19 protein-coding genes are annotated in these 17,454 nt (G+C 62.2%); 6 read left to right on the forward strand and 13 right to left on the reverse strand.

Annotated elements, in window-relative coordinates; genetic code table 11:
• Positions 1-120 precede the first annotated feature (120 nt).
• Entirely contained in the window at positions 121-1,197 is a 1,077-nt protein-coding gene (locus tag HX823_RS29990) for an ABC transporter substrate-binding protein (RefSeq protein WP_177078217.1), read from the reverse strand.
• 351 nt (positions 1,198-1,548) lie between these two features.
• Here HX823_RS29990 and HX823_RS29995 point away from each other — a divergent pair, with 351 nt between their 5' ends.
• Positions 1,549-2,274, forward strand: a complete 726-nt coding sequence (locus tag HX823_RS29995) for a UTRA domain-containing protein (RefSeq protein ID WP_038844847.1) — start codon at positions 1,549-1,551, stop codon at positions 2,272-2,274.
• On the opposite strand, the gene HX823_RS30000 is transcribed toward HX823_RS29995, so the two are convergent.
• Genes HX823_RS30000 through HX823_RS30035 form a run of 8 tightly spaced genes read right to left on the reverse strand, consistent with a single transcriptional unit; the run spans position 2,255 to position 8,366 of the window.
• Positions 2,255-3,169: a metal ABC transporter solute-binding protein, Zn/Mn family gene (locus HX823_RS30000; protein WP_177078219.1), complete on the reverse strand. Its 915-nt coding sequence runs from the start codon at positions 3,167-3,169 to the stop codon at positions 2,255-2,257. The genes HX823_RS29995 and HX823_RS30000 overlap by 20 nt on opposite strands.
• Entirely contained in the window at positions 3,169-4,068 is a 900-nt protein-coding gene (locus HX823_RS30005) for a metal ABC transporter permease (protein WP_033900316.1), read from the reverse strand. The genes HX823_RS30000 and HX823_RS30005 overlap by 1 nt, the downstream gene beginning before the upstream one ends.
• Positions 4,065-4,811, reverse strand: coding sequence for a metal ABC transporter ATP-binding protein (locus HX823_RS30010; protein ID WP_038844852.1), 747 nt, complete (start codon positions 4,809-4,811; stop codon positions 4,065-4,067). The genes HX823_RS30005 and HX823_RS30010 overlap by 4 nt, the downstream gene beginning before the upstream one ends.
• Positions 4,808-5,728: a metal ABC transporter substrate-binding protein gene (locus HX823_RS30015; RefSeq protein WP_058426941.1), complete on the reverse strand. Its 921-nt coding sequence runs from the start codon at positions 5,726-5,728 to the stop codon at positions 4,808-4,810. Before HX823_RS30015 ends, HX823_RS30010 begins: the two co-directional genes overlap by 4 nt.
• Before the next feature lie 19 nt (positions 5,729-5,747).
• On the reverse strand, positions 5,748-6,308 hold the full coding sequence (locus HX823_RS30020) for a DUF6162 family protein (RefSeq protein ID WP_177078221.1): 561 nt from the start codon (positions 6,306-6,308) through the stop codon (positions 5,748-5,750).
• The gene (locus HX823_RS30025; protein ID WP_016980241.1) at positions 6,305-6,634 is read right to left on the reverse strand and encodes a hypothetical protein; all 330 of its coding nucleotides are present in this window, start codon (positions 6,632-6,634) and stop codon (positions 6,305-6,307) included. The genes HX823_RS30020 and HX823_RS30025 overlap by 4 nt, the downstream gene beginning before the upstream one ends.
• The gene (locus tag HX823_RS30030) at positions 6,631-7,167 is read right to left on the reverse strand and encodes a hypothetical protein (RefSeq protein ID WP_033900310.1); all 537 of its coding nucleotides are present in this window, start codon (positions 7,165-7,167) and stop codon (positions 6,631-6,633) included. Before HX823_RS30030 ends, HX823_RS30025 begins: the two co-directional genes overlap by 4 nt.
• Complete coding sequence (locus tag HX823_RS30035; RefSeq protein WP_038844860.1) at positions 7,164-8,366, reverse strand: PepSY domain-containing protein; 1,203 nt, start codon at positions 8,364-8,366, stop codon at positions 7,164-7,166. Before HX823_RS30035 ends, HX823_RS30030 begins: the two co-directional genes overlap by 4 nt.
• Positions 8,367-8,637: 271 nt before the next feature.
• On the opposite strand from HX823_RS30035, the gene leuC reads away from it, so the two are divergent.
• On the forward strand, positions 8,638-10,056 hold the full coding sequence (gene leuC / locus HX823_RS30040) for a 3-isopropylmalate dehydratase large subunit (RefSeq protein WP_177078223.1): 1,419 nt from the start codon (positions 8,638-8,640) through the stop codon (positions 10,054-10,056).
• Positions 10,053-10,667 carry a 3-isopropylmalate dehydratase small subunit gene (leuD, locus tag HX823_RS30045; RefSeq protein ID WP_177078225.1) on the forward strand — a complete coding sequence of 205 codons (615 nt, stop codon included), beginning with the start codon at positions 10,053-10,055 and terminating at the stop codon, positions 10,665-10,667. The genes leuC and leuD overlap by 4 nt, the downstream gene beginning before the upstream one ends.
• Here leuD and HX823_RS30050 read toward each other — a convergent pair.
• The 4 genes from HX823_RS30050 to HX823_RS30065 form a co-directional block, all read right to left on the reverse strand.
• Positions 10,664-11,578 carry a LysR substrate-binding domain-containing protein gene (locus HX823_RS30050; RefSeq protein WP_218170087.1) on the reverse strand — a complete coding sequence of 305 codons (915 nt, stop codon included), beginning with the start codon at positions 11,576-11,578 and terminating at the stop codon, positions 10,664-10,666. The genes leuD and HX823_RS30050 overlap by 4 nt on opposite strands.
• 78 nt (positions 11,579-11,656) lie before the next feature.
• Positions 11,657-12,961: a dicarboxylate/amino acid:cation symporter gene (locus tag HX823_RS30055; protein ID WP_177078229.1), complete on the reverse strand. Its 1,305-nt coding sequence runs from the start codon at positions 12,959-12,961 to the stop codon at positions 11,657-11,659.
• 83 nt (positions 12,962-13,044) lie between these two features.
• Positions 13,045-13,920, reverse strand: coding sequence for an alpha/beta fold hydrolase (locus HX823_RS30060; protein ID WP_177078231.1), 876 nt, complete (start codon positions 13,918-13,920; stop codon positions 13,045-13,047).
• 120 nt (positions 13,921-14,040) lie between these two features.
• Positions 14,041-14,502 (reverse strand): VOC family protein, encoded by a 462-nt coding sequence (locus tag HX823_RS30065; protein ID WP_177078233.1) that lies wholly within the window; start codon positions 14,500-14,502, stop codon positions 14,041-14,043.
• A gap of 226 nt (positions 14,503-14,728) precedes the next feature.
• Between HX823_RS30065 and HX823_RS30070 the strand changes: the two genes are divergently transcribed.
• The 3 genes from HX823_RS30070 to HX823_RS30080 are packed head-to-tail and all read left to right on the forward strand — an operon-like array spanning position 14,729 to position 17,421.
• On the forward strand, positions 14,729-15,952 hold the full coding sequence (locus HX823_RS30070; protein WP_177078235.1) for an SfnB family sulfur acquisition oxidoreductase: 1,224 nt from the start codon (positions 14,729-14,731) through the stop codon (positions 15,950-15,952).
• Between the two features lie 3 nt (positions 15,953-15,955).
• Complete coding sequence (locus HX823_RS30075) at positions 15,956-16,621, forward strand: methionine ABC transporter permease (protein ID WP_016980232.1); 666 nt, start codon at positions 15,956-15,958, stop codon at positions 16,619-16,621.
• 29 nt (positions 16,622-16,650) lie between these two features.
• A complete protein-coding gene (locus HX823_RS30080) occupies positions 16,651-17,421 on the forward strand; it encodes a MetQ/NlpA family ABC transporter substrate-binding protein (protein WP_177078237.1) in 771 nt (256 codons plus the stop codon).
• Positions 17,422-17,454 lie beyond the last annotated feature (33 nt).

Genomic DNA, 17,454 nt, shown 5'->3' on the forward strand with positions numbered 1-17,454 from the left:
GCGGGCTTGCTCGCGAAAGCTGTGTGTCAGGCGATGAATCAGTTGACTGAACCAACGCATTCGCGAGCAAGCCCGCTCCCACATTGGATCTCCAGTGGAGCTCCAATGCGGGTGGCGGACTTACTTCATCTCTACGATGACCTGCTCGTTCCACAGCTGAGGCAGTTTCTTGGACGTGGCTTCCCAGGCATCGGCATCCTTGATCGGCTGCGGGTTGGCCTTGGTGTACTGCTCGCCCGGGATCAGGTTCTTGGCGATATCGGCCGGCAGTTTCAGGTCGGTTTCAGCGCGGATTGGACGCGCATTGCCTTTCGCCAGGTTGAGTTGGCCGGCGTCGCTGAAGATGTATTCGCGGGTCAGCTTGGCGGCGTTCGGGTGCTTGGCGTATTTGTTGATGATGGTGGTGTAGCCGGATTTCACCGAGCCGTCCGATGGGATCAGCACCACGTAGTCATCCGGGTTGGCCATCTTGGCCTTGTAGCTCAGGCCGTTGAAGTCCCAGACCACGCCCACTTCGACTTCGCCTTTTTCCATGGTGGCGATGGTCGGGTTGGACAGCGAGAGACGGCCTTGCTGGGCGATCTTGGTGAAAAATTGCAGGCCGGGGGCGATGTTCTTTTCGTCGCCTTTATTGGCGATGGCGGCTGCCAGTACACCGTTGGCCGCTTGCGCTGCGGTGCTCACGTCACCGATGGAGACTTTGTACTTGCCGTTTTGCAGGTCAGCCCAGCTGGTCGGCACTTCAGAGCCGTGCAGCAGCTTCTTGTTGACGATAAACGCGATGGTGCCGGTGTAGGCCAAGGCCCAGTGGCCGTCTTTATCTTTAGCCCAATCCGGAACCTGGGCCCAGGTGGACGGTTTGTACGGCTGGGTGACGTCCTGCTTCACCGCAATCGGACCGAACGCTGCGCCCACGTCACCGATGTCGGCGCTGGCGTTGTCTTTCTCAGCCTTGAACTTGGCGATTTCCTGGGCCGAGCTCATGTCGGTGTCGATGTGCTTGAGGCCGTAGGTCTTGGCCAGGTCTTCCCAGGTGCCTTTCCAGTTGGCCCAGTCATCGGGCATGCCGACGCTGTTGACGGCGCCTTCTGCCTTTGCGGCAGCTTCCAGGGTTTTTAGATCGGTATCAGCGGCCATGGCGGCGGTGCACATGGCAATGGTCGAGCCTAACAGTGATGCCAGGAAAAGCTGTTTCATCCGAAGCTCCTTTGGGCGTTTTCAACGCTGCGTTTTTATCGACGTTTGCGGTGGTGTTGGTCTAGGTCAGCAATACCTGAGCCAATCTAGGCTCGATGGATGACAGTTTCATGTCGATGTCGTTTTTAAATCGCTGATGTCGCTTGTCGCAGAGTTAGCGTAGACCATGCCCAAGTGCCCGCATTGATTGGACTTGGCCGATGTATTGCAGGGTGTGCTAAGGGCGATGGATACGGACTGTCATCTGTCGGTCATCTGTAATGCCTAGGCTGGCAAGCTTGAGTGTTGGCCGGTTTACGCAGCGGTTTGTGCACCGGATCGGTGCTGGTCTAGTCCAGATAGGTAACGTTGATGCGTGATGAGGCAATCAAGGCGGTGACATCCATTGGCCTGGCGCTGCAAGAGCAGATCGATCACGGTTTGTTGCCGCCTGCCAGCAAACTGCCTGCCGAGCGCAAGCTCAGCGAGTTGTTTGGTACCACCCGGATTACGGTGCGGGAAGCCTTGTTACAACTTGAGGCACAGGGCCAGATCTATCGCGAGGAGCGGCGCGGTTGGTTTGTCTCACCGCCACGGCTGGCGTACAACCTGATGCAACGCAGCCACTTTCACGCCATGGTCAGCGACCAGGGGCGCGTGGCTTCCACGGAAGTCATCTCTGCACGCCTGCAACCGGCCTCGGCGGCGGTGTGTGCGTGGTTGCAGTTGCCCGCGCTGTCCAGTGTGATCCAGATCTGCCGGGGACGGCGGATTGATGGGCGCTTGGTGCTGTATGTAGAGCACTACCTGAACCCGCAGTATTTTCCGGGGATCCTGGCGTGTGATTTGAATCAGTCGATGACGGAGCTGTATGCGCGCAAGTACGACCTGCACTACGGGCGCGTGCGCTTTGAAATCGTGCCGACCTCACTGCCGGTGGAAGCCGCCGCCGCGTTGCGCGTGTCGGTGGGCAGCCCGGGCTTGCGGATCGCCCGGGTCAATTATGACCAGCACCAGCGGTTGATCGATTGCGACCTGGAGTTCTGGCGGCATGATGCCATTCATGTCGGTGTGGATGTTACGGGGTCAGCGCCTTGATCACCTGATCCACATTGGTTTCCAGCTCTGTCACCGGCTCGGCACCGTCCACATTCAACACCAACAGCTTCGAATCACCGGCAGTGATAGCCGCCTTCACCGCCTCACTCGGCTGCCGATGATGCAGCACCACTGCCACCTCGTTGTCCTTCAGCTCGGCACTCAGTTTCTGCAACGCCTCAGGCGTCCACTCCGCGTCGGGTCGCGCATCGGTGCTGAGTACTTCCAGGTTCAAACTGCTGACCAGGTACGCGAAGTGATCACTCAGGCTGACCACGCTCAGGTTATCCACCTTGGCCAGTCGCGCCTCGCTGTCGGCGGTGAGCTTGAGCAGGCGCTGCTTGAGGGTGGCGAGGTTGGCGTCGATCTTCGGCTTGGCGTTGGGCGCCAGGCGGCTCAGGTCGGCGGCCAGCACATCGGCCATGCGTCCCATGTTGTTGCTCGACTGCCACGGCTGGCTGTTCAGGCCATCGGTGACGCCCGGCTGCACCGCGATGCCCGGCAGACCGCCGTCCACCGGACGTGCAGCGTCGACTTCGACGATGCGGATGTTGCTGCGCCGCGCCACCGGGTACAGCGGGTCATCGGCCCACAGCGAGCGCAGGCCGATGGCAGCGTCGGCGTCCAGTGCCAATTTGCTCAGAGCTGGCGCGCCTCGGCCGGTGAAGTAGGACACTTGCCGCGAACCCGGCAGGTTGGCCGGGGCGGCGCGTTCGAGCTGCACGTCGGTGCCTTTGAGCAGCACTTCAGCCAGGCCATAGGTGATCGGCAGCGAGGCCAGCACTTTGACCGGTTTTGCCGCGTGGGCAGCTGGTTTGGCCGCTTCAGCCGCCATCAATGGCGTGGTGAACAAGCAGGCGATGGCCAGGGCCAGGGGAGAAAGAACGGAGCGCATTATCCAAGATTCCCTTTAAGGCTGGGCACCGTGCCGCGCGCGATGGCGGCCAGGGCGAAGGCGATACCGGCGACCAGGATGATGGCGGCGCCGGACGGCACAGGCAGGTCGAAGATGATCGGCAACAGGATCCCGCACAGGGTGCTGACGGTGGCGATCGCGACCGAGATCCAGAAGAAGCCCTTGAGCGACTGGCTCAACAGGCGTGCCGCGGCGGCTGGAATGACCAACAGCGCCCCCACCAGGATCGCGCCGATGACCTTGACCGCCGCGACGGTGATCAGCGTCACCAGGATCACGAACAGATAATCCAGGGTCTTCACCGCCACGCCGCGCACCGCCGCCAATTGCGGGTTGAAGCTGGCCAACATGATGCGGTTGTACAGCGGCAGCGCCAGGGCCATCACCAACGAGCCGACCACCGCCAGCACCAGCAGGTCGTTGCCGTTGACCGTCAACACCGAGCCGAACAGCACGTTCTCGAGGATATGCACGTTGATCTTGCCCGCCAGGATCAGCAACAGGCTCGCACCTAGCGCCAGGGACACCGACAGGAACACGCCGATCAAGGTATCCGGCGCCAGGCCGGTGCGGTTGCGCAGGTAGTTGAGCAAGATGCCGAACAGCAGGCAGTAGCCGAACAACGCGCCATAGGGGCCGGTGTAGGGTTCACCGAGCAGGATGCCCACCGCCACGCCCGTCAGCGCCGCGTGGCCGACCGCTTCGGAGAAAAACGCGAAGCGCTTGACCACCACCAGCGTCCCGAGGCCACCGAGTACCGGGCCGATGAGCAGACCGGCGAGCAGGGCATTGACCACGAAACCGTAGGCCAGCGCTTCCGGCAGATAACCGGAAGAGGCCCAGCCCTGGACCATCAAGCGAAAAGCTTCATAACTCATTGCGCCGGGCTCCGAGGGTGGGTGGAGAACAGGGTCAGCAGGCGATCCGGGGTCAACGCCTCTTTGGGCGTGGCGTCGAACAGCACGCGGCGGTTCAGGCCGGTGACGCGGTCGGCCAGGCGGCCCACGGCCTCCAGGTCATGCTCGATCCACAGCACGGTGATCCCGGCCCGGCGCCAGTCATTCAGCAGGCGTTCGAACACCTGGATACCGGCTTCATCCAGCGCCGACATGGGTTCATCCAACACCAGCAGTTGTGGCGCCGGGATCAGTCCCTGGGCCAGCAACACGCGCTGGCGTTCACCGCCGGACAGCGCGCCCATGCGCCGTTTGCGTTTGTCCTGCATACCGACGCGCTCCAGCGCATCGCCAATCGCACCGGCGTAATGCTTGGACAGGCCGAGAAACGCCGGACGTCGCTGGCACATGGCGGCCATGAAATCATCCACGGTCATCGGCAAGCCCCGATCAAATTCCAGGGCCTGCGGCACATAACCGATGGTGCCGGGCGCGGCTGGCCAGTGCAGGCTCAAGCGTCCCTGGTGAGGGGTTTGCCCGAGCAGCGTCTTGATCAACGAGCTTTTGCCGCCGCCGTTGGGGCCAACCAGTGCATGGATACTGCCCGGCTGTACCTGGAAGCTCACGTCATCCAGGATCACCGTGCGTCCCAGCGTCAGTGCAACCTGATCGAACTCAAGCGTCGGGCCGACGCTGACGGCATTCAGCTGTTCCGCCGCCGTCATGCCCCCGACTCCTGAATGGCTCGCACCACCGTGTTGAGGTTACCGGTCATCTCCACTTCGTACTTCTCGGCGCTGTATTCGCCGTAGGAAATATGCGACAGCGGGTACAGCTTGACCCCGGACTCACGCTGGATGGTGTCGACGTAGGTGGACGGGAAATCCATCTCCGAGAAGATCACCTTCACGTCCAGGGCGCGCAGTTCATCGATGGTCTTCTTCAACTGGCTCGGGCTTGGCTCGATGCCGTGGGCCGGTTCGACCACCGCAGTGACTTCCAGACCGAATTCGCGCAGCAGGTAGTCATAGGCCGCGTGCACGGTGGCTACGCGCAGGTCCGGGTTGGGCGCGCTGGTCAGCTTGGCGAGCGCATCGGCGCGCATCTGGCGCAGACGCTTGCCGTAGGCACGGGCGTTCTGGGTGTAGGTCTTGGCGTTGTCCGGGTCGAGCTTGCCCAGTTCGCGGGCGATATTGTTGACCTGGGCAATCGACGCACTGATCGACAAGAACGTATGCGGGTTGACCACCTTGCCCGCACCGCGCGCGGCGTTACCGGTGGCGGCCAGCAGCGGCACGTTGGCGTTGGCCTCGATCACCGGGATGTCCGGGCGTTCGCTGGTGGCGATCATGCGGTCGGCAAAATCATCGTGGCCGACGCCGTTGAGCACGATCACGTCCAGGGTGCCGATGCGCTTGATGTCTTCGGCGCGCGGCTCGTAGGCATGCGGGTTGAAACCGGCCGGAATCAGCGGCACCACTTCGGCCTTGTCGCCGACGATATTCGCCACGTAGCTGTAATAAGGGTGCAGGGTGATGCCGATACGCAGGCGCTTGGCCGCCTCAGCATTAGCCAGGGGAGCCAGCATCAGGCTGAACAGGCCAACCAGCAACAGGCGCAACAGGGGAGATGAAATAGACATGGGCAATCGGTCTTCTCGTTCAGTGACGGTGCTGGCGGGTGACGCCGGCATCGAATTGCGCGACCACTTGCTGCCAGCCGGCCGCGATCAGCGCCTGGTCAGTAAGGTCGGAAGGGGCGGCGAGGTTGGCCTGGCGATTGAGCCAGATATCCGGTTCGGCACCGTGCACACGCATCAGCAGCGAGCCGCTGGTGGCCGGTGCCTGGCTCAGGCCCAGGTAGGCCGAAGGCTCCAGCAATTGCCAGCGGTGATCGCCACGGCTGACCGAACTGGCGTCGTGGGCAAAGGGCGCAAAACCTTCTTCGGCCAGTTGCGCCGGGCTGGGCAGCGCGCTTTGCTCCTGCTGCAACAGCTGGATCTCATCCAGGGTAACGCGCAGGTCGGCATAGATACCTTGCTCGGCGGCGCTCAGGTCGCGGCGCGCGTCCAATTGATGGCTGGGCACGGCCGCTACTTCCTGGGATTCACCGTGCAATGCGATCACCGAGCCGGCCACCGCGAGGATGATCAGACACAGCAGCAGCACGTAGAGGGTTTCGTGACCGGCACCGGCGGGGCGTACAACCTGTGTGGTCGTCATTGCGGCTGGATATCCGCTTGGTCAATTTCCACCACGTGGCCTGGACCTGCATCAAATAACACGTAGAACTCGGCCGACGGCTTCTTGAAGGTCAGGGTCGAGTCCTCACCCAGCTTGCCGGGCACCAGGATGGTTTCGTCATAGCCGATCACATCGAGGGTCACGCCGGGCGCGCCGCTGCCGTCGGAAAAGCCGCCTTTGCACTGGATCTGCTCGCCGGGGATTTCCTTGCACTCGCACATCGGGTTGTGGGCCAGGGCGACGGTACTGAAACCGGCGCACATCAGCAGGACGCCACAGGCGCGGGTCATGCGCATCAAAGTCATGGTTTAACTCCTTGCTTGTTCAGCCAGGCAATAGTGGCAGGCGAGGCCTGGCTCAACGGGATGGAACCCTGGTGCATCGTGCCGTCCCAGCCTTCCATGGTGACCCAGAGTTCGGCGTCGGCGGGTGTGCGTTCCGGGATCGGCAGGCCGGCGCCCATGCGGTACGGCGTGCCGAAGAAGATCACCCCGGCGGCGCGCAGGCTGCGCGGCTTGCCGATGCGCAGGTAGGTGGCCTTGACCTGGTCGGCGCAGGTGTCACACAGGGCGGCGTTGAAAAACTTCATCGGGCCGGCCGGGTCGGGACGCGGGCCTTCATTGCGGAACTCCGCGAGGGTCAGGCTCCAGGGGCCGACCTGCACTTCACCGGCCACCCGCTCGCCGATGCCGGTGTCGCCGCGAAACAGCGCTGCGTCAGCAAAGTACTTGGGCATGAAGCCCAGAGGGATCAGCAACAGCAGCACATTGATATGGAAGCGCCATTTCAGCCAGAAGGCCCGCAGCGGCGAAGGTTTAGCAGCAGCGACCTGGCTCATGGGGTGACCTCCGAGGTTTCAGCCTGTCTGGCGGGGATGGCCGCCGGCTTGTGTTGGGTCTTGGCTTCGCGCTTGAGGGCATTGAGGGTGGCCAGGGCGGTGCGCTTGGTCCAGATCAGCAGGCCGCTCAACACCATCATGCTCATGATCAGGCCGAAGAACGCCCAGATCAGCTTGATCCATATCCCACCAAAGTCGCCGGTGTGCAGCGGGCGCATGGACTCGGTGACGAACTCCAGCTTCGAGCGATCGGACAGCAAGTGCGCTGCCGCGACTTCACCGTCATAAGGGTTGATCTGCGCGGTCTGGAACATCAGCGGATACCAGCCGCGCCCGCCGATCTGCAGGTGGCTGTAGGCATTGAGCGGCAGGCTGATGAAACTCGCTTCCAGGCCAGGGATGCGCTGGGTGGCGATCTTGATCGCCTCGTCCACGGGAATCATGGGGGCCGGCACGCCGGGTGCCGACATCGGCACTTTTTCCCGTGCAATCACCGGGATGACTGGCTCGGTGGAAATCGAGATCTGGTTATCCCCCAGGATCGCCCGGATCAGGAACCAGATGCCGGTGACGGAAATCACCGCGATGAACCAGATCGACCAGATACCGCTCAAGCGGTGGAAGTCACCCCAGAAGATCCGCGCGCCATGGCGAATACGCAGGGTAGGGCGCAGGAAGCCCTTCCAGAACTTCTTGTACACCACCAGCCCGGTGACCAGCGACGCCAGCAGCGGAATACCCAGTGCCGAGACCAGGTACCAGCCCCAGCTGTAGCCATTGGTGAACGGCACCAGCCACCAGCCGTGCAGGGCGCGGGTAAAGGCCTGGAAGTTGAACGACGGGCTGATGCCCTGGATCGCGCCGGTGTAGGGGTTGACGTAGACCTCCACGGAACGCCCGTCGGGGTAGCTGAGGTCGACGCTGAGGGCGAAGTGGGATTCGTCGGGTCGGCTGATCGACTGGACGAACACCTGGGGCTCTTCGCGCTTGATCGCGGCGATCACCTGGTCGTAGCTCAGGGGTTCGGCGTCGTCCGTCGGCTTGCTCGCGCGGATATCCGGGTTGGCCAGCCAGACGATCTCCTGGCTGACCACCGCCAGGGTGCCGGTGACGCAGACGATCAGTACAAAGAACCAGATGGGCAAGGCCAACCAGCTATGTACGAGAAACCAGAGTTTGGAGCGTGACTTCTTCGACATGTGAATGCGGGTCTTGATCGGAGGGGGGCAGTGAAGGCCCGGAAAAGGCCAGTCGTAGCTTTTGCTGACGCGACAGGCTGTATCTAAGTTAAGACGGATGAGAATGAGAAATCCCTAACCCGGATATGAAAGAAAATGTTTCAGGTTCACATTCAGGCCGCTTAAACGCCTTGATCGAACACGAAGCATGTTCCAAGCCATCACCCAAGCGGCATTGATGGGACCGAGGCGCTGCGTAGGATGGGCTCATACCGTTGAGTGAGCCTAAGAAATGACTGCCAGAACCCTCTACGACAAACACATCGACTCCCACACGGTGTGCTCCCTGGATGACCAGGGCCATGTCCTGCTTTATATAGATCGCCAGGTGATCAACGAATACACCAGCCCCCAGGCCTTCAGCGGCTTGCGCGAAGCCGGGCGCACGGTGTGGCGTCCCGGCACGGCGTTGGCCGTGGTTGACCATGTGAACCCCACCACGCCCCAGCGCATTGCGGCGATGCCGGATGCAGGCGGTGCGCGGCAAGTGTCGTACCTGGCGGAGAACTGCCGGGACTTCGGCATCGAACTGCTGGACATCCTCGACAAGCGCCAGGGCATCGAGCACGTAATCGCCCCGGAACAGGGTTTCATCCTGCCGGGCATGGTGATTGCTGCCGGTGACAGCCACACCACCACCTACGGCGCCCTCGGGGCCTTTGGTTTTGGCATCGGCACCTCGGAAATCGAACACCTGCTGGCGTCCCAGACCCTGGTCTACAAACGTCTGAAAACTATGCGGGTGACGGTAGACGGTGACCTGGCGCCGGGTTTGACCTCAAAAGACGTGATCATGGCGCTGATCGGCAAGATCGGCGCGTCCGGCGCAACGGGCTATGCCATTGAGTTTCGCGGCTCCACCATCGACGCGCTGAGCGTCGAGGCGCGCATGACCATCTGCAACATGGCGGTGGAAGCGGGCGCACGCGGCGCCTTCATGGCACCGGACGAAAAAGTCTTCGCCTACCTCAAGGGCAAACCACGCGCACCGCAAGTCGATCTGTGGGAAAAAGCACTGTTGGAGTGGCGAAAACTCCACACCGATGACGACGCGGTGTTCGACCGGGAAGTGCAACTCGACGCCTCCACCCTGGAACCCATGGTCACCTGGGGCACCAGCCCTGACCAGGCCGCGCCCATCGGCGCCCGCGTGCCCGACCCGCAGGACGTCAGCGACCTGATCCTGCGCCAGGACATGCGCCGCGCCCTCAACTACATGGGCCTGGAAGCCGGCATGCCGCTGAGCGAGATTGTCATCAGTCACGCCTTCATCGGCTCCTGCACCAACGCCCGTATCGAAGACCTGCGCGACGCCGCCAGCGTGGTGCGCGGCAAACACGTGGCCGACCATGTGCGCGCGATGATCGTGCCCGGCTCCACCGAAGTCCGTGACCAGGCCGAAGCCGAAGGGCTGGCGGCGATTTTTATCGAGGCTGGCTTCGAATGGCGCCAGTCGGGCTGCTCGATGTGCCTGGCGATGAACGACGACGTGCTGGCCCCCGGCGACCGCTGCGCCTCCAGCACCAACCGCAACTTCGAAGGCCGCCAGGGCGCGGGCGCACGCACTCACTTGATGAGCCCGGCGATGGTCGCCGCCGCTGCCATTACTGGCCGCCTCACTGATATCCGCCACTTTGGAGCACGCCCATGAGCCTGCAACCCTTCACCCTGGTCACCGGCCAGGCCGCGCCGATGCTGGCGGCCAACATCGACACCGACGTGATCATGCCCAAGCAATTCCTCAAGGGCATCGACCGCAGCGGCCTGGACCGCGGGCTGTTCTTCGACTTGCGCTTCTTGCCGTCCGGCGAGCCCAACCCGGAATTCGTGCTGAACCAGCCGGCCTGGCAGGGCGCGAGTTTCATGGTGGTAGGGCCGAACTTCGGCTGTGGTTCCAGCCGTGAACATGCGGTGTGGGGCTTAAAGCAAATGGGCATCCGCGCGTTGATCGGTAGCAGCTTTGCCGGGATTTTCTATGACAATTGCCAGCGCAACGGGGTGTTGTTGATCACTTTGGACGAGGCGGTGTTGCAGCGGCTGGGCCAGACGGTCAGCCAGGCGGACCAGGCGCAGATCTGCGTGGATCTTGAAGCCCAGGCGATTCGCTTGGCGGATGGCGAGGTGATCCCGTTCCAGATCGATACCCTGCGTAAAACTGCGTTGCTATTGGGCTTGGACGCCATCGGCAGCACCTTGCAACGCCGTGAAGAGATCAAGGCTTTCGAACGCCAGCACCTGGCAGCCAATCCCTGGCTGAGCTAAATCGACAACCCTTTGAAATGCTCCTGCAAGAACTCCACGCAGGCTCGCAACTTGCCGGAATACGCCAACCGTGTCGGGTACACCGCCCACACGTTGGCGCTCTGGGTATACCCGTGCAGCACCTGCACCAGCTTGCCTTGTTCCAATAGCGGTTTCACATCCCACATCGAGCGCAGCAATACCCCGCGCCCATCCAACGCCCACTGCAACACAATCTCGCCATTATTCGACGACAACGGCCCGCGCACGCGCACGCTTTCCTGGGCGCCGTCGTGTTCCAGGTTCCAGATGCCAAACGCGTTATCGCGCTCCTTGAGCACCAGGCAGTCGTGCTGCTCCAGCTCGCTCAGCTGTTGCGGTGTTCCGCGCCGCTGCAGATAAGCCGGCGCCGCGCACAGTACGCGGCGGTTGCTCACCAGTCGGCGGCCGATGTGCTGGCCGGGGATATCGTCGCCCACGCGGATCTCCAAATCGAAGCCTTCGCTGACGATGTCCACCACGCGGTCAAACAGGTCCAGGCGGATTTCCAGGTCCGGGTACTGTTCCGCCAGCAGCGACAGGGCGGGCGCCACATGGTTGCGGCCGAAACCAAAGCTGCTGCACAGGTGCAGGCGGCCACGGGGGCTGTCGTGTGCGTCAGAGAGTTCATCGGAGAGTTGCTGGAAATCTTCCAGGATACGCACGGCCCAGCGCTGCACCCGCTCGCCGTCTTCGGTCAGGGCGATGCGTCGGCTGGTGCGGTGCAGCAAGCGGGTGGCCAGGGTGGTTTCGAGGATCTGGATGCGCTTGCTGACATAGGCCGGCGACAAGCCCAGCTCATCGGCGGCCGCTGCGAAGCCGGCCTTGCGGATCACGGTCAGGAACACCCGCAGGTCTTCGGGTAGGGGCACGGTATCTTTCTTATTGGTCATCAGAAACAGGGCTGGCGGCATGAGCCGCCAGAATAGCACCGGATCGGTGTGCCTTCCGGCACACCTGGCCGTCTTGGGTTACTCGGCAGCGATCTTCGCTTGAGCGGCTGCCCGCGCATGTCGGCCACGCTTGAGCGCGATAGGCGCCATTTTTTCGCGGTCCAGCTCACCTTCCCAGGCGGCCACCACCAGCGCGGCCACGGCATTGCCGATGATATTGGTCAGCGAGCGGCATTCAGCCATAAAGCGGTCTACGCCGAGAATCAACACCATCGCTGCCACCGGCACGGTCGGCACCACCGCCAGGCTCGCCGCCAGCGCGACAAACCCCGCGCCGACCACCGCCCCGGCGCCCTTGGACGTCAGCATGGCCACCGCCAGCAGCGTCAACTGCTGTTCCAGCGGCAAGTGGATGTTGGTGGCCTGGGCCAGGAACAGCACCGCCAGGGTCATATAGATGTTGGTGCCGTCCAGATTGAAGGTGTAGCCGGTCGGCACCACGATGCCCACCACGCCCTTGGAGGCGCCCAGGCTTTCAAGTTTCTGGATCAATTGCGGCAGCGCCGATTCCGACGAGCTGGTGCCCAGCACGATCAGCAGCTCCGACTTGATGTAACCCATCAGTTTGAAAATGCTGAACCCTGCGTAGCGGGCGATGCTGCCCAGCACCACGGCAATGAAGAAAAACGCGGTGATATAGAAGGTGCCCACCAGCTTCAACAACGGCAGCAACGAACCCACGCCGTATTTGCCGATGGTGAACGCAATCGCGCCAAAGGCTCCGATTGGCGCGACCCGGCTGATGATGCCGACGATGCGGAAGAACACTTCGCTGGCCTGGTTGATCACACCCACCAACGGCCGGCCTTTTTCACCGACCATCACCAGGCCCACGCCAAACAGCACCGAGACGAACAGTACCGGCAGGATTTCACCCTTGGAGAACGCATCGAAAAACGTCGCGGGGATCACATGCAGCAGGAACCCGACGATGCCTTCACCGTGTTCGGCCTGGCCGACAAAACCGGCGATGGCCGAGCTGTCGAGGGTTTTCACGTCAATGTTGAAACCGACGCCCGGATGCAGCAGGTGCGCGGCGAGAATGCCGATCAACAGGGCAATGGTCGAGACGACTTCGAAGTACAGCAGCGCCTTGCCGCCAACGCGGCCGACCTGTTTCACGTCGTGCATGCTGGTGATGCCGGACACCACCGTGCAGAAGATAATCGGGCCGATGATCATCTTGATCAGTTTGATGAAACCGTCGCCCAAGGGCTTGAGGTCGATGCCGATCTGCGGCCATTGATGGCCGATCAACACGCCCAGCGCGATGGCGATGAGCACCTGGATATACAGGGTTCCCAGCAGTTTTCTGATTGTCATTGTTATTATCTCGCAGTCTTTTTTGGGCAAGCAGACCCCGTCGCAGGCGTTGGCGCGCCTGCGTGGGGGAGTGAATCAGGGGATTAGCGAAGGAAGGTCAGGACTTCGCCCAGCAACAACTCGGGAGCCTCTTCGGCAATGTAATGGCCGGCCGGCAGGGCCTTGCCGCGCACGTCGGTGGCGACTTTCTGCCATTCCTTGAGCGGCTCGAAACAGCGGCCGACGGTGCCTTCGGCGCCCCACATCACCAGCAACGGTAAGTTCAGGTATTTGCCGGCGTCGATATCCGCCTGGTCATGCTCAAGGTCGATGCCGGCGGCAGCCCGGTAGTCTTCGCAGATGCCGGTGGCGGCGCCCGGCAGTTTCAGGCAGCGCAGGTATTCAGCAAAGGCCTCGTCAGTGAATGGCTTGAGCCCGGCACTGCGACTGCCCATCACGCTGCGCAGGTACAGCTGCGGGTTGCCCTCGATCAAGGCTTCCGGCAACGGTGCCGGGCGGATCAGGAAGAACCAGTGCCAGTAGGCGCGGGCGAAGGCTTCGTCGGTCTGTGCGTACATCGACAGGGTCGGCGCGATGTCCAGCAGCACCATGCGTTGCACAGCGTTGGGATGATCCAGTGCCAGGCGATGGGCCACACGGGCGCCACGGTCATGGGCCAGCACCGAGAACTGTTCGAAGCCCAGGGCTTGCATTAGCTCGACGCCGTCCCGGGCCATTTCGCGTTTTGAGTAGTTGGTGTGGTGGTCATTGGCCGGCGGCTTGCTGCTGTCGCCATAACCGCGCAGGTCGGCCGCCACCACGGTGAAGTGCTCGGCCAATTGCTCGGCGACTTTGTGCCAGATGACGTGGGTTTGCGGGTGCCCGTGTAGCAGGAGCAGGCCGGGACCTGTACCGCCTTTGCGGTAGCTGATGTCCACGCCGTTGACGTGGCAGCTGTCTTTTTGGAATCCGGCGAACATGGAATGACTCCTTGTGATGATTGCCTGCATCCTGGAATCACGCGGCGTTCGGGGCAAGGGCGAAAACGTGGAGGGGTTGTTCATGAAGTGTGTAGGAGCCGGCGGGCCGGCTCCCGTCGATCAGCCTTGCACGAACATGGCCTGGGCTCGTTCGCGGATCTGCGCCTCGGTCAGGTCTTCTTGGTGGGTGGCCAGGAACCACACATGGCCGAATGGATCCTTCAGCGTGCCGGAGCGATCGCCGTAGAACTGGTCCTTGGGTTCGGAGATCGGTGTGCCACCGGCTGCGATGGCTTGTTTGTATTGCGCGTCGACGTCATTGACATACACATGCAAACCGACGCTGGTGTGGCCATCACGCGGGCGGCCAAACGCACTTTCATCGCAGGGTGAACCCAGCATGATCGGCGAGTCACCGATGCGCAGCTCGGCGTGGCCGACTCTGCCGTCGGGCATGTCCAGGCGCATGGCTTCGATGGCGCCAAAGGCTTTCTTGTAGAACTCGATGGCTTCGGCCGCTTTTTCGACGCCCAGGTAGGGCGTGACGCTGTGGAAACCCTCGGGAATGGGTTTAACGCTCATTTCGTTCTCCTTGAGTGGTGGTTATGGAGGGACGGCCTTTTCACTATAGGCCACGTACGCCGGGGCCTGCGGGCAACCGACGAGGTGTTCGCCAGGCAACAGCGAACCGGCAGTTTGCTGCGCCATAAGCGGGTAGGGGGCGCGTTTTTACGGCCAAACCACCGGTTTCCGGGCTCGGCACAGAAGCTGCAATACCTCTGGCAAACCATTCGCCCGAGAGCGTTGTATGTCTGTACTGCCTGTATCTGCCGATTACCCTATCCACACGCCCCATGCCGCCTTGATCCGCGATGCAACCGAGGCGATTGCCGTCGCCCACCGCGTCGCCGCCGTTCTCCTGGAACAGGACGCCGAGCGCGACCGCACCCGCCAGGTGCCCGCCGAGGTGGTGGACCTGTATTCCAACAGTGGCCTGTGGGGCATCAGTGTGCCGCGCGCGTTCGGCGGGGCGCAGGTGTCTTACGCGGTGCTGGCCCAGGTGATTGCGATTATTTCGGCGGCCGACCCGTCATTGGGGCAGATCCCGCAGAACCACTACTGCCTGCTGGAAGATATCCGCTTGCAGGGCACGCCCGAGCAACAGGCGCATTTCTTCGGCTTGGCCTTGCAGGGCCATCGCTTTGCCAATGCGCTGTCGGAAACCGGCGGCAAGCACGTGCAGGACATCCAGGCCACTATTCGCCGCGAAGGCGACGGCTATGTGATCAACGGGCGCAAGGGCTATTGCACCGGTTCGCTGTACGCCCATTGGCTGGCAGTGCTGGCGCTGGATGAACAGCAAAACGCCCAGTTGGCCTTTGTACCGCGTGGCACTGAAGGGCTGGTGGTGGTCGACGATTGGGACAGCATGGGCCAGCGCACCACCTCCAGCGGGACGGTACTGGCTCAGGACTTGCGGGTGCCGGCGTTCAATCTGTTTCCTACGCACAAATCCTACGATTCCCCGACCTTGGCCGGCCCTTTCGCACAACTGACCACTGCCGCCATTGACGCGGGTATTGCCCGTGCGGCGCTGCGTGACACGGTGCAGTTCGTGCAGCAATTCGCCCGGCCATGGATTGACGCTGGGGTGGAGAAAGCCAGTGAGGATCCACTGACCATCATTCAGGTCGGTGCCTTGGATATTCGCCTGGAAGCCGCTGAAGCCTTGCTCGACCGCGCCGGCTTTGCCCTGGATGCCGCGCGCCCGGGCCCAGATGAAGACAACGTCGCGCACGCGTCCCTCGCCGTCGCCCGCGCAAAAGTGCTGACCACTGAAATCGCCATCGAAGCCAGCAACAAACTGTTCGAACTGGGGGGCACCCGGTCCACCTTGAAAAAGCACAACTTTGACCGCCACTGGCGCAACGCGCGGGTCCACACCCTGCACGACCCGGTGCGCTGGAAGTACCACGTGGTGGGCAATTGGCTGCTCAACGGCGCCAAGCCGCCGCGCCATGACTGGTCGTGATTCATGGCCGAACTGTTCAAGAACATCTATTGGGCCGACATCGGCCAGGCCTGCCTGGAAACCCTGAGCATGCTCGCCGCTGCGCTGGGTTTTACCGTGTTGCTGGGGCTGCCCCTGGGCGTGCTGCTGTTTCTCACCGGCAAGCGCCAGTTGCATGAGGCGCTGGTGGTGTATCGGTTGCTGTCGGTGGTGGTCAACGTGTTGCGTTCGCTGCCGTTCATCATCCTGCTGATCGTGTTGATCCCGCTCACCACCTTGCTGGTGGGCACCTCCCTCGGTGTGCCGGGCACCATCCCGCCGCTGGTGGTGGGCTGTACGCCGTTCTTTGCACGGCTGGTGGAAACCGCGCTGCGTGAAGTGGATCGCGGCGTGGTCGAGGCCACCCAATCCATGGGCGCCAGCACTTGGCAGGTGATCCGCCACACCCTGTTGCCGGAGGCCCGGGGTGGGCTGCTGGCGGCAGTGACCGTGACCGCGATTGTGCTGGTGGACTACACCGCCATGGCCGGCGTGATCGGTGGCGGCGGCCTGGGTGACCTGGCAATTCGCTACGGCTACCAGCGCTTTCAGACCGACGTAATGGTGGTCACCGTGGTGCTGCTGTTGGTGCTGGTTCAGGCCCTGCAGATGACCGGTGACCGTTTGGTGGCGCGTTACAGCCGCCGTTGATTCCTATAACAACTGCTTTCGGAGCCTGTATGAAAAAGTCCCTGGCCATTTTGGCCGCTGTCCTGTCGTTGAATGCCTTTGCCAATGAAAAACTGGTGGTCGGTGCGACCCCTGTGCCCCAAGCGGAAATTCTCGAGTTCGTCAAACCGGTGCTGGCCAAGGAGGGCGTGGACCTGCAGATCAAAGTCTTCACCGACTTTATCCAGCCCAACCAACAACTGTCGCTGAAGAACATCGACGCCAACTATTACCAGTACCGCCCGTTCCTCGACGACTACAACAAGACCCGTCACACCGATCTGGTGCCGGTGGTGGGCGTGCATATCGAACCCTTTGGCGCTTACTCGACCAAGATCAAAAACATCTCGGAGCTCAAGGACGGCGCCACGGTGTCGATCCCCAACGACCCGGTCAACACGGGCCGCGCCCTGGTGCTGCTGGATGAGGCGGGCCTGATCAAACTCAAGGATCCGAGCAACACCCTGAGCACGCCGCGCGATATTGCGGAAAACCCCAAGCATTTGAAAATCCGCGAACTGGAAGGCGCCTTGCTGGCCCGTTCGGTGAGCCAAGTGGATTTGGCGTTTGTGTTTGCCAACTACGCGCTGGAAGCGGGGATCGATACCAACAGTGCGTTGATCGTGGAGAAGGGCAAGTCGCTGTACATCGAGTACCTGGTGGCGCGGCCGGATAACATCAACGACCCCCGTATCCAGAAACTGGCCAAGGCGTTGAATTCCGATGAAGTGCGCCAGTTCATCCTGACCCGTTACAAAGGCCAGATTGCCCCTGGGTTCTGAGTCCAACACCGATCAACTGTGGGAGCTGGCTTG

This window comes from Pseudomonas sp. P7759, assembly GCF_013386445.1.
In the GTDB taxonomy this organism is placed as follows: Bacteria; Pseudomonadota; Gammaproteobacteria; order Pseudomonadales; family Pseudomonadaceae; genus Aquipseudomonas; species Aquipseudomonas azotoformans_A.